Below are 12,061 nucleotides of genomic sequence, written 5' to 3'. Positions count from 1 at the left end.
TGGAATTGACGGTTGGGGAAATAGCCGCGCCTCCTTGGTAGAGAAGCGTGGCCGGGGAATCAAGGCAGTGGGAGAGAAAGGGAGAGAAGAGAGAGGGAAATGAGAGAGGGAAATGCGGGAAGGTCGGTTCACTATGCCCATGCTGTCATCGAATTGCAATCACTTTGAGGTTGGCCCTTGTGGCAGGCCAATTCACGACGTGGAATCGCTATCGATCTGATAGCACTCGGCGCCCGCAGTACAGGCGTGACCGATCGCATCGACACTCCGTCCGGCATGTCAAGAACGCCCGGGCGACCCCGCCGACGAGAGGGCCGTGAAGGCTTTCAGCGCCAGGCAGCCCGCATGCGGCTGAGGAGATCGATCGTGGCGGCGGGCGGTGGAACGTGCGGCGCCCGCTCGGGTGCCGGCGGCCAGGTTTGCCGATCGAAGCGCTGGGCGTCGGCCGCCGTGATGAAACGCGTGCGCCCCGCGTACAGATGCCGGTCGCCGCGCGCGGCCTGCTGCGTGACGTAGAAGCGCTGGGGCACCAGCAGATGCAGGTGATCGCGCGCGCGGGTCATCGCCACGTAGAGCAACCGCCGCTCCTCCTCGAGTTCTTGCGCGCCCTGGGCCACGTCGGCCGGAATGCAGCCGTCGACCACGTTAAGCACGTGCACCGACGTCCACTCCTGGCCTTTGGCCGAGTGGATGGTGGAAAGGATGAGGTAGTCCTCGTCGAGCAAAGGCGGGCCAGGCCGGTCGCTCGTGGCCTCGGGCGGATCGAGCGTGAGTTCAGTCAGGAACCGCTCGCGCGACGCGTAGCCGGCGGCCAGCCGGGCGAGTTGCTCCACGTCGCCGCGCCGCAGGCCGGCATCGTCATGGAGCCGCTCCAGATGCGGCAGATACCACTCGAGCGCCAGGTCCATGTCCGCCGGCCAGGCCAGCGCGGGGTCGCGCAGCGCCGCGTAGATGCCGGCGAATCGCGCCCACTCGTCTTTCGCGGGCGCCGGCGGTACGAAAGACTGCACGACCGCGCCCGGATCGGACGCCTCGGCCATCGCGTCGAGCAAGCGCGTGGAGGTCACGGGACCGATGCCCGGAATCAGCTGCGTGACGCGGAAGCCCGCCATGCGCCCGCGCGGGTTCTGCGCGAAACGCAGCACGGCGAGCATGTCCTTGACGTGCGCGGCTTCGAGAAACTTGAGGCCGCCATACTTGACGAAGGGAATGTTGCGCCGCGCCAATTCCAGTTCGAGCGCCGCGCTGTGCGTCGACGTCCGGAACAACACGGCCTGCGATTTCAGCGCCAGCCCGCCCTCACGGTGCGCGAGCACGCGGTCGGCCACCCACCGCGCCTGCTCGGCCTCGTCGGGCACCAGCACGAGTTGGGGCCGTCCGGCCGAGGGCTTGTCCGTCCAGAGCGTCTTGGCGTGTCGTTCCGCGGCCGCGGCGATGACTGCGTTGGACACGTCCAGGATCGGCTGCGTCGACCGGTAATTGCGTTCGAGCGTGACGATGCGCGCCGACTGGCTGAAGTGCTGCGGAAAGTCGAGGATGTTGCGCACGGTCGCGCCGCGGAACGCGTAGATCGACTGCGCGTCATCCCCCACGACCGTCACGCCGCGGCCATCGGGCTTGAGCGAACGCAGAATGGCGGCCTGCAGCAGATTCGTATCCTGGTATTCGTCGACCAGCACATGGTCGAAGCGCTCGCCGACCTGCCGGGCCAGGGTCGGCTCGCCCATCATCTCGGCCCAATAAAGCAGCAAGTCGTCGTAATCCAGCACATGCTGTTGCTGCTTGGCCTCGACATACGCGCCGAACAGCCGCTTGAGTTCGGCTTCCCATTCGGCACACCAGGGAAAGGCCTGCTTGAGCACGTCTGCCAGCGGCGCACAAGTATTGACCGTGCGCGAGTAGATCGACAGGCACGTGCCTTTCATCGGAAATCGCCGCGCCGTCGTGGACAGTCCGATGTCGTTGCGCACCAGGCCCATCAGGTCTTCCGCGTCGCCACGATCGTGGATCGTGAAGTTCTCGTCGAGCCCGATCTGCGCGGCGTATTCGCGCAAGAGCCGTGCGCCGACGCCATGGAAGGTGCCCGCCCAGGGCAGCGCCGGCGGCGCATCGGAGGCCAGCCCCAGCACGCGGACCACCACCTGCCCGGCGCGGCGCGCCATTTCCTGCGCCGCCCGGCGCGAGAACGTCAGCAGCAGAATGCGTTGCGGATCGGTGCCGCTGGCGATCAGGTGCGCCACACGGTGCGCGAGGGTGCTGGTCTTGCCGGAGCCTGCCCCTGCGATCACGAGCAGGGGCCGCTCGTCTTCCGGCGTTCCGCCGATGGCGGCATCGAGCCCATGCTGCACCGCCGCACGTTGCTCGTCGTTGAGTTGTGCGAGCGCCGCGGCAAGGCGCTCCGCCGGATTCTTGGATACGGGTGTCGCAACACTGTGCATCGCTGCAACTGTACTGGATGTCCATCCAGATGAAGACATGATCCCGACAGGCCCGAATGACATAATCGCGCCTCGCTGCAAACCGGAGAAACCACCTTGGAAATCGTCCCGTCTCGGCAGCTTTCACTTCCCTTCTGACGCGCCGTGGACGAGGGAATTGAAAGCGCCCCATCCCCTCGCCCCCACCGCCAGACATTTCAGGAAGTGAGCCATGCTCAACATCTTCACGCTCGCCAACGGCCGCCTCGTCCAGGAAGAGATCGAGGCCCTCGAAGAGCTGTCCAAGTTCCAGCCGATCTGGGTCGACCTCGAGTCGCCGTCCGTCGAGGAAAAGCGCTGGGTCAAGCAGTACTACGGCTTGTCCATCCCGGAAGACGCGATGGACGAAGACATCGAGGAGTCGGCGCGCTTCTATGAGGAAGACAACGGCGAACTTCACATTCGCAGCGACTTCCTGATCGACGACGACGAAAACCCCCGTTCGGTCCGCGTCGCCTTCATCCTCAACCAGCACAACACCGAACTGCGCAGCCGCGGCGTGCTGTTCTCGATTCACGACGAGGACGTTCCGGTATTCCGCCTGGTGCGCATGCGCGCGCGCCGCGCCCCGGGATTGATCGAGGACGCGAAGGAAGTGCTGCTGAAGCTGTTCGACGCCGACGCCGAATACTCCGCCGACACGCTCGAGAACATCTACGACGAGCTGGAGTCCGCCGGCAAGAAGGTGCTGTCGGGCAACGTGAGCGACGAACTGGCCGGCGAGGTGCTCGGCCTCATCGCGCGACAGGAAGACTTGAACAGCCGCATCCGCCGCAACGTGATGGACACGCGCCGCGCCGTGAGCTTCATGATGCGCAGCCGCATGCTCAATGCCGAGCAGTTCGAAGAGGCCCGGCAGATTCTTCGCGACATCGAGTCGCTCGACAGCCACACGGCCTTCCTCTTCGACAAGATCAACTTCCTGATGGATGCGACCGTCGGTTTCATCAACATCAACCAGAACAAGACCATCAAGATCTTCTCGGTCGCGAGCGTGGCGCTGCTGCCGCCGACCTTGATCGCCAGCGTCTACGGCATGAACTTCAAGTTCATGCCCGAACTCGACCTGACTTATGGATACGCCTACGCGATCGTGCTGATGGTCGCGAGCGCGCTGGTGCCCATGTGGTACTTCCGCCGGCGGGGCTGGTTGAAATAGCCCACCCCCGTTGCTTGCTCACTTCGTGTAGCCGCCTCCCCCTCAAGGGGGCGCACCCGGCGGCCCGGCGAAGCCGGTTCCTCGGGTGCTCTGGAACGGGAAACGGGGTGGTGCTTACTCCTGTGAGAGCGTCGCGAGCCAGGTGCTGACCAGGGCAAGGCTATAGCGGCTCGCCACCGCCGAGACGAAGCGCGTGAAATCGCCGTGAGCCTCGTCGTCGGCACGATCCGAAATCGTCCGCACCGCGGCGAAGGGCACGCCGAAGTCGTGGCACACCTGCGCCACCGCCGCGCCCTCCATCTCCACCGCGAGCGCATCGGGCAGCGCGCGGCGCAACGCGTCGCTTTCGGCGGCGGTCGACACGAATCGGTCGCCGCTCACCAGCAGGCCGCGATGCACCTTCGGTGCAGTCAGGTCGAAGTCCTCGGCGACTTTCTGGCCCAGCAATGCCACCGGATCGCGCAGCACGTCGGCGGCGACGGCCGCCAACGCATCGCTGATCGCGGTGTCGGCCGCGAAGCGTGCGTGGCCGGTCAAGGGTACCTCGTATTTCGGAAAGATCGGCGAGGCGTCGAGATCGTGCTGGAGAAGCTTGGTGGCCACGACCACGTCGCCGACCTCCACGCCCGACGCCAGGCCGCCCGCGACGCCGGTGAAGATGATCGCCTCTGCACCGAAGCGCTCCAGCAGCACCGTCGCAGTCGTGGCCGCTGCAACCTTGCCGATGCGCGACAGAACGGCAACGATGGGTTGCCCGTGAAGGTGGCCGGCCCAGAAGTCGCGACCGGCGACCGGGATGCGCTGCTCGTCGGGCATCAGCGCGAGCAGCGCAGCCAACTCCTCATGCATCGCCGCAACGATGGCGATCATGACTTCACGGCTGCTTGATGTCGACGCCGTAGAAGGTGTGGCGGCCGAAGGGGCTGAGCTTGAAGTCGACGACTTCCTTGCGCACCGGCTTCAGCTGCACGGCATGTGCAATGGTGAACCACGGCGCCTGCTCCTTGAAGATCACCTGCGCCTGCTTGTAGAGCGCCTCGCGCTCGGACTGCTTGGGCACGTTCTTGGCCTTCACGACCAGATCCTCGTAGGGCTTGTAGCAGAACTTCGCGACGTTGCTGCCGTTCGATTGCGCCGACGCGCAACCCAGCAGCGTGTAGAGGAAGTTGTCCGGATCGCCGTTGTCGCCCGTCCATCCGAGCATGCCCATCTGATGCTCTCCCGCCTGCATGCGCTTGCGGTACTCGCCCCATTCGAAGGACTTGATCTCGGCCTTGACGCCGACCTTCGCGAGATCGGCCTGCATCAGCTCGGCGATGCGCTTGGCGTTCGGGTTATAGGGACGTTGCACCGGCATCGCCCACAGGTCGGTGGTGAAGCCATCGGGGTAGCCGGCCTGCGCCAGCAGCTTCTTCGCGGCTTCGGGGTCGTACGGGTCGTCCTTGATCGCGTCGTTGTAGGACCACATCGTCGGCGGGATCGGGTTCTTGGCAGCGACGCCCGTGGTGAGGTAGACGCCGTCGATGATCGCCTTCTTGTTGATCGCCATGTTGATCGCCTTGCGCACGCGCACGTCGTCGAAGGGCTTCTTCTGCGTGTTGTAGGCGAGGTAGCCGATGTTCAGGCCCGGCTGCTCCAGCACCTGCACGTTCGGATCCTTGCGGATCGCGTCGAGGTCCGCCGGATTGGGATAGGGCATCACGTGGCATTCGCCCTTCTGCAGCTTGGCCCAGCGCACCGAGGCATCGGGCGTGATCGCGAAGATCAGGTCATCGATCTTGGCCTTGCCGCCCCAGTATTGCGGAAAGGCCTTGAAGCGGATGATCGCGTCCTTCTGGTACTGCACGAGGTAGAACGGGCCGGTGCCGATCGGGTCCTGGTCGATCTTCTCGGGCGTGCCGGCCTTCAGCATCGCGATCGCATATTCCTTCGACTGGATGCCGGCATAGGGCATCGCGAGATTGGCCAGGAAGGGCGCTTCCGGCTTGTTGAGCACGAACTTCACCGTGTAGTCGTCGATGCGGTCGACGGACTTCAGCAGCTTGGGCATGCCCATGTCATTGAAGTAGGAGTGGTTCGTGCTCGTGACCTTGTAGAACGGGTCATCCTCCTTCCACTGTCGCTCGATCATGAACATGACGTCGTCGGCGTTGAAGTCGCGCGTCGGCTTGAAGCTCTTCGAGGTGTTGTGCCACTTCACGCCCTTGCGCAGCTTGAAGGTGTATTCCAGGCCGTCGGGCGAGATGGTCCAGCTTTCGGCGAGTCCGGGGACGACCTTGGTCGTGCCGCGCTCGAATGTGACGAGGTTGTCGTAGACCTGCGTGGTGGCATCGAAGGACGTGCCCGTGGTGTTCACCGCCGCATAGAAGTTCTCGGGACTGCCCTCGGAGCAGAAAACCAGCGTCTTTGCCGACGCGGCGCCGCAGGCCAGCGCCAGCGCCGCCGGAGCAAGCAGCGCAGCCGCGCGAAGACGGCGCGTGAGTTTGGAAGTGGGGGACATGGACTCGACTCCTTCAGGTTTGTGGCCGCGCGGACGCGGGCGGGGAAAGAAACTTCTCGGCATGGTGGCAGGCCACCGCGCGCTCGTCGAGCAGCCGCGGCAGCGGCCGCTCCGAACGGCAGCGCTCCGTGGCGTGCGCGCATCGCGTGTTGAAGACGCATCCCGGCGGCGGCGCCAGCGGCGAGGGCAACTCGCCCTTGAGCACGATCCGCTCGGTGGCGAGTCCCGGCGTCGACGCGAGCAGCGCCTGTGTGTACGGATGCAGCGGCCGCGCGAAGATGCGCGCCTTCGGGCCCTGCTCGACCGCATGGCCGAGGTACATCACCAGCACATCGTGCGCGATGTGGCGCACCACGCCGAGGTCGTGAGAGATGAAGAGATACGACAGCCCCAGCTCCGCCTGCAGATCCGCAAGCAGATTCAGCACCTGCGCCTGGATCGACACGTCGAGCGCCGACACAGGCTCATCGGCGACCAGCAGGCGCGGGTCGAGCATGAGCGCCCGCGCGATCGCGATGCGCTGGCGCTGGCCGCCCGAGAACATGTGCGGATAGCGGTTGGCGTATTCCGGACGCAGGCCGACACGGGCGAGCATCTCGCGGGCCCTTGACGCGCGTTCGGCCTTGCCCAGCGTGGTGTTGATGGCGAGCGGGTCCTCGAGCACCGCCGAGATCTTCTTGCGCGGGTTCAGCGAACCGTAGGGGTTCTGGAACACGAGCTGCACCGCCTGTCGCAGTTCGCGCTTGCGGCTGGGCGGCGGGTTGACGGCATCGGTACCGACCAGCGTCAGCGAACCCGCCGACGGTTTCTCGATCAGCGCGACCATGCGCGCGAGCGTCGACTTGCCGCAGCCCGATTCGCCGACGACGGCGAGGGTGCGGCCTTTTTCGAGCCTGAAGGAAATGTTGCCGACCGCCTGCAGGTGCGCCGGGGCGTGAAACAGCCCGCGCCGCACGGCGTAGACCCGCTGCAAGCCTTGCGCTTCGACGACGATGTCGTTCATCGCACGAACTCCACCACTTGCGCACCGTCTCGCGCCCGCGCCTCATCGCGATGGAGGTCGCCGAGCGGGTAGTGGCAACGCACCTGTCCGCCCATCCACTCGCGCAGCGCGGGCCGCTCCGCGCGGCAATGCGCGGTGGCATAGGTGCAGCGCGGCGCGAAGAGACAGCCTTCCGGGCGGTCGTGCACGCCGGGCACCACGCCCGCGATGGTCGCGAGGCGCCCTTCGCCGGCCGCACGCTCCGGAAGCGCCGCAAGCAGCGCCGATGTGTATGGATGCTGCGGCGCTGCGAAGAGATCGGCAACGTCGCGCTCTTCCATCACCTGTCCCGCATACATCACCACCACGCGTTGCGCCATCTCGCTCACCACGCCCATGTTGTGCGTGATCAGCACCAAGCCCATGCCGCGTTCCTTCTGGAGGCTGCGCAGCAAGTCGAGGATCTGGGCCTGAATGGTCACGTCGAGCGCCGTGGTCGGCTCGTCGGCGATGAGCAGACGCGGGTTGCATGCAATGGCCATCGCGATCATCACGCGCTGGTTCATGCCGCCCGAGAGCTGATGCGGATAGCTTCCGAGACGTGACGATGCTGCCGGAATGCCGACCTGTTCGAGCAGTTCGGTCGCGCGCTTCTTCGCCTCGCGCTTGTCGAGATTCAGATGCAGGCGCAAGGTCTCCATCAACTGCCAGCCGATGGTGAAGCACGGATTAAGGCTGGTCGTCGGCTCCTGGAAGATCATCGCGACGTCCTTGCCGACCAGACCGCGCCGCGCCTTGTCGGAGATGCCGAGCAGATCGTGGTCTGCAAAGCGCAGATGCTCGGCACGCACGCGCCCCGGCCAGCCGATGAGTCCCATCAGCGCCATCATCGTGACGCTCTTTCCCGAGCCCGATTCGCCGACGATGCCGAGCACCTCGCCCTGCTCCAGTCGCAGGCTCACGCCATCGACAGCATGCAGCGTGCCGCCTTGCGTGGGGAATTCCACATGCAGATCGCGTATGTCCAACAACGGCATGTCAGCGCTTCAGTTTGGGGTCGAGGGCGTCGCGCAGGCCGTCGCCGAGCAGGTTGAATGCAAGCACAGCCGCGAGGATCGCAAGGCCCGGAAAGGTGACAACCCACCACGCGCGCAGCACGAATTCACGCGCGTCCGCCAGCATCGTTCCCCATTCGGGCGACGGCGGCTGCGCGCCGAGGCCGAGAAAGCCGAGCGCCGCCGCATCGAGGATCGCGGTCGACACGCCGAGCGACGCCTGCACGATCAGCGGCGCAGCGCAGTTGGGCAGGACCTCGCGGAACATCAATCGCAAGATGCCGGCACCACTCACGCGCGCGGCGGTCACGTAGTCGCGCGAAATCTCGGAGATGACGGCCGCCCGCGTAATGCGCACGTAGTGAGGCAGCACCACGATCGCGACCGCGAGCATGGCATTGATCAGGCCCGGCCCGAGGATCGCGACGATCACGATCGCGAGCAGCAGGCTCGGCAGCGTGAGGATCACGTCCATGAACCGCATGATCGCGATCTCGAGCACGCCGCGAAGGAAGCCGGCGACGAGGCCCAGCGCGATGCCCACGGCGACGGAAATCGCCACCACCGCAACCCCGATCGACAGCGAAAGCCGCGCGCCGAACATGAGCCGGGAGAGAACGTCGCGGCCGATGGCATCGGTACCCAGGAAATGCGTCACCGAGCCGCCGTCCTGCCAGGCAGGCGGCAGCAGGAAGGCCGTGCTGTCGGTCTGGTTGGGCGCATGCGGCGCGATCCACGGCGCGAACAACGCCACCAGGAGCAGGAAGACGATGATGCCGAGCCCGATCACCGCGCCGTGGTTGGCGGAGAACGAAGTCCAGAACTCGCGCCACGGACCGGGTGGCGCGGATTGTTTTTCGGTGGAAGCGGTGACGGCGCTCATCGTGACTGCCGGATGCGCGGATTGATGAATCCGTAGGCCAGGTCGACCAGCACGTTGACCAGCATCACGATCACGCCGAGCAGCAGCATGCCGCCCTGGAGCACCGGATAGTCGCGCCGGCCGATGGCCTCGATCAGCCACTTGCCGACGCCGGGCCACGAAAAGATGGTCTCGGTCAGGATGGCACCAGTGAACAGCACGCCGACCTGCAGGCCGATGACCGTGATCACGGGGATCAGCGCATTGCGCAGGGCATGCACGCCCACCACGCGCAGCGGCGCGAGGCCCTTGGCGCGCGCTGTGCGGATGTAGTCCTCGCCGAGCACTTCGAGCATGGCCGAGCGCGTCATCCGCGCAATCACGGCGAGGGGGTTGGTGCCGAGCACGATCGCCGGCAGGATCAGGTGCTGCACGGCCGAAAGAAAGGCGCCCTTGTCATCGGAAAGCAACGAATCGATCAGCAGGAAGCCGGTGACCGGCTCGATGTAGTACTGCACGGAGATTCGGCCCGACACCGGCGTCCAGCCGAGTTGCACCGAAAAGAACAGGATCAGCAACAAACCCCACCAGAAGATGGGCATCGAATAGCCGGTGAGCGAGGTCGCCATCACCCCGTGGTCGAACAGCGAGTTGCGCTTCACCGCCGCGACAATCCCCGCCGGGATGCCGAGCAGCAGCGCGAAAAGGATCGCGCAGACTGCAAGCTCCACCGTAGCCGGGAACAGCGCGAGGAATTCGTTCATCACCGGCTCCTGCGTGATGATGGACTTGCCCAGGTCGCCATGAAGTACTCGGCCGATATAGATGCCGTACTGCGTGAAGAGCGGCTTGTCGAGCCCATACTCCTTGAGCAGTACCGCGTGGCGGGCGGGGTCGATGCCGCGCTCGCCCGCCAGCGTCTCGATGGGGTCGCCCGGCACCAGCCGGATCATGAAAAAGGCAAGCAGGGTCATGCCGATGAAGGTCGGCACGAGGAGGCTCGCTCGGGTGAGGATGAATCGGAACATTCATCCCCAATATGCAAGAGCGATGCCGGCTCGCGTCCTCGGCGGAACCCTTACTGTTACTTCTTGACGTCGCGCAGTTCGCGGCGAAGGATCTTGCCGACCGGGGTCTTGGGCAGGTCGGTGCGGAATTCGATCACCCGCGGCTGCTTGTAACCGGTGAGGTTGGCGCGGCAGAACTCGCGCACCGCGGCTTCCGTGAGATCGGGGTCCTTCTTGACGATGACGAGCTTCACGCCCTCACCGGTCTTGTCATCGGGAATGCCCACCGCCGCGCATTCGAGCACGCCGGGGATCTGCGCCACCACATCCTCGATCTCGTTCGGGTACACGTTGAAGCCCGAGACCAGGATCATGTCCTTCTTGCGATCGACGATCTTGAAATAGCCGCGCTCGTCGACAACGCCGATATCGCCAGTCTTGAAGTAGCCGTCGGCGGTCATGACCTTCGCCGTTTCGTCCGGCCGCTGCCAGTAGCCGGCCATCACCTGCGGCCCCTTGACGGCGACTTCGCCCGCGGCGCCCAGCGGCACCTCGTTGCCGTCGTCATCGAGCAGCTTCACGTAGGTGCTCGGCAACGGCACGCCGATGGTGCCGGTGTAGGCGATGCTGGTGGTCGGGTTGCAAGTGACCGAGGGCGAGGTTTCCGAGAGGCCGTAGCCCTCGCAGATCGGGCAGCCGGTCTTCTCCAGCCACAACTTGGCCACGGCACCCTGGACCGCCATCCCGCCACCCACGGAAACCTTCAGGTTCTTCCAGTTCACGGTGTTGAAGTCGGGATGGTTCGCGAGGCCGTTGAACAACGTATTGACCGCCGGAAAGCTGTGGAAGGTGTGCTTGGACAGCTCCTTGAGCACGGCCGCGATGTCGCGCGGATTCGGGATCAGGATCAGCTTCCCGCCCGTGCGCATGCTCAGCATCATGTTCACGGTGAAGGCGAAGATGTGATACAGCGGCAACGCGCACACGCTGGTCGGCTGCTCGTTGGCCGGCACCTTCTGCATCACCGGATCGTTCCAGGCTTCGGACTGGAGCACGTTGGCGATCACATTGCGATGCAGCAGCACCGCGCCCTTCGACACGCCCGTGGTGCCGCCCGTGTATTGCAGGACCGCGACGTCGTCGGGTCCGATGGCTGCGGGCTGAACCGTGCGCGTCGCGCCCTTCTCGAGCGCGTCGTTGAAACGCACCGCACCGGGCAGGCTGAACGCCGGGACCATCTTCTTGACGTTGCGCACCACGTAATTGACGATCGCGCCCTTGAGCAAGCCCAGCCGGTCGCCCATCGAGGCCAGCACGATGTGCTTGACGGGCGTGTTCGCGAGACACTGCTGCAGCGTGGTGCCGAAGTTCTCCATCAGCACGATGGCCTTGGCGCCCGAGTCCTTGAGCTGGTGCTCTAGTTCGCGCGGCGTGTAGAGCGGATTGACATTGACCAGGATCAGCCCGGCGCGCAGCAGGCCCGACACCGAGATCGGATATTGCGGGCAGTTCGGCATCATGACCGCGACGCGGTCACCTTTGGCGAGGCCGAGACCCTGCAGGTAGGCGGCGAAAGCGCGGCTCTGGTGGTCGACCTCGGCATAGGTCACGTCCTTGCCCATGAAGCTGTAGGCCGTGCGGTCGGCGTATTTGGTGAAGCTTTCCTCCATCAGCGCGACGAGCGATGGATAGTGCGAGGCATCGATGTCGGCCGGCACGCCTTGCGGGTAGCTTCCGAGCCAGGGGCGATCAGTCACAGTGAGTCTCCTCAAGCGAAATTCTTGGTTTGAAAAAATGCGGCGAGACCGTGTCGCCACGGTCTCGCGGTTGGGCCGGGGGGCGATTGATCGCGGCCGTGTGCGGTGGCTCTACTCGATCGCCTTGCCCATGTCCTCGACCACCTTCTTGGCGTCGCCGAAGACCATCATGGTCTTGTCCATGTAGAACAGCTCGTTGTCCAGCCCCGCGTAGCCCGCGGCCATGCTTCGCTTGTTCACGATCACCGTCTTGGCCTTGTAG

At 65.2% G+C, this 12,061-nt stretch carries 10 protein-coding genes; 1 reads left to right on the top strand and 9 read right to left on the bottom strand.

Annotated features, from left to right (window positions below; genetic code table 11):
- Positions 1–326: 326 nt before the first annotated feature.
- A complete protein-coding gene (locus AC1DN9_RS15870; protein ID WP_478101770.1) occupies positions 327–2,438 on the bottom strand; it encodes an ATP-dependent helicase in 2,112 nt (703 codons plus the stop codon).
- A 211-nt stretch (positions 2,439–2,649) separates the two neighbouring features.
- Here AC1DN9_RS15870 and corA point away from each other — a divergent pair, with 211 nt between their 5' ends.
- The gene (gene corA / locus AC1DN9_RS15865; RefSeq protein ID WP_478101768.1) at positions 2,650–3,636 is read left to right on the top strand and encodes a magnesium/cobalt transporter CorA; all 987 of its coding nucleotides are present in this window, start codon (positions 2,650–2,652) and stop codon (positions 3,634–3,636) included.
- A 114-nt stretch (positions 3,637–3,750) separates the two neighbouring features.
- Here corA and AC1DN9_RS15860 read toward each other — a convergent pair whose 3' ends face one another.
- The 8 genes from AC1DN9_RS15860 to AC1DN9_RS15825 form a co-directional block, all read right to left on the bottom strand.
- Complete coding sequence (locus tag AC1DN9_RS15860) at positions 3,751–4,506, bottom strand: 5'-methylthioadenosine/adenosylhomocysteine nucleosidase (RefSeq protein WP_478101766.1); 756 nt, start codon at positions 4,504–4,506, stop codon at positions 3,751–3,753.
- A gap of 4 nt (positions 4,507–4,510) precedes the next feature.
- A complete protein-coding gene (locus tag AC1DN9_RS15855; protein WP_478101764.1) occupies positions 4,511–6,136 on the bottom strand; it encodes an ABC transporter substrate-binding protein in 1,626 nt (541 codons plus the stop codon).
- Positions 6,137–6,149: 13 nt separating this feature from the next.
- Positions 6,150–7,139, bottom strand: a complete 990-nt coding sequence (locus AC1DN9_RS15850; protein WP_478101762.1) for a dipeptide ABC transporter ATP-binding protein — start codon at positions 7,137–7,139, stop codon at positions 6,150–6,152.
- Positions 7,136–8,155: an ABC transporter ATP-binding protein gene (locus AC1DN9_RS15845; protein ID WP_478101760.1), complete on the bottom strand. Its 1,020-nt coding sequence runs from the start codon at positions 8,153–8,155 to the stop codon at positions 7,136–7,138. Before AC1DN9_RS15845 ends, AC1DN9_RS15850 begins: the two co-directional genes overlap by 4 nt.
- Before the next feature lies 1 nt (position 8,156).
- Positions 8,157–9,056: an ABC transporter permease subunit gene (locus AC1DN9_RS15840; RefSeq protein ID WP_478101758.1), complete on the bottom strand. Its 900-nt coding sequence runs from the start codon at positions 9,054–9,056 to the stop codon at positions 8,157–8,159.
- The gene (locus AC1DN9_RS15835) at positions 9,053–10,063 is read right to left on the bottom strand and encodes an ABC transporter permease subunit (RefSeq protein ID WP_478101756.1); all 1,011 of its coding nucleotides are present in this window, start codon (positions 10,061–10,063) and stop codon (positions 9,053–9,055) included. Before AC1DN9_RS15835 ends, AC1DN9_RS15840 begins: the two co-directional genes overlap by 4 nt.
- Before the next feature lie 56 nt (positions 10,064–10,119).
- A complete protein-coding gene (locus tag AC1DN9_RS15830; RefSeq protein ID WP_478101754.1) occupies positions 10,120–11,799 on the bottom strand; it encodes a long-chain-fatty-acid--CoA ligase in 1,680 nt (559 codons plus the stop codon).
- A gap of 111 nt (positions 11,800–11,910) precedes the next feature.
- On the bottom strand, positions 11,911–12,061 hold a 151-nt coding region (locus AC1DN9_RS15825; protein ID WP_235507861.1), incomplete at its 5' end, for an NAD(P)(+) transhydrogenase (Re/Si-specific) subunit beta.

It is taken from the genome of Variovorax sp. 05L425 (assembly GCF_056397705.1).
Note: the sequence above shows the minus strand (reverse complement) of the source record. Positions and strands in the feature narration are given on the sequence as shown.